Annotated in this window: 1 pseudogene; it reads left to right on the top strand. The window is 31.0% G+C overall.

From position 1 onward, the window contains the following. Positions 1-310: pseudogene (locus tag CQA53_RS13100) on the top strand (hypothetical protein); the annotation flags it as partial.

The raw sequence follows: 310 nt of genomic DNA, 5'->3' as shown, positions 1-310 counted from the left end.
AAACTTTATGATTCTAAAGATACATACAATCGTATTCCTAGTGTAAATGCCATAGTGTGCTATATAAATTGCGATGGCTTTATAAGCAATCATACAAGCAATAACGCCAAACAAACCATAATAGATTCTAACCCTATCTTAAGCAATACAGAATCTAACACAAACATAGAATCTACAAACCAAAATAATACAAACAAGCCCTTTAGCTATGAAGATTCAAACATACAAGCAAAAGAAGTTATCAATGATGATAATACTTCTACACTCGCAATAGAGTTGCCACAAGATTTGTTAGAGTATAAAGGTAATA

Origin of the sequence: Helicobacter didelphidarum (assembly GCF_003364195.1) — a bacterium.
Classification (GTDB): Bacteria; Campylobacterota; Campylobacteria; order Campylobacterales; family Helicobacteraceae; genus Helicobacter_A; species Helicobacter_A didelphidarum.
Note: the sequence above shows the minus strand (reverse complement) of the source record. Positions and strands in the feature narration are given on the sequence as shown.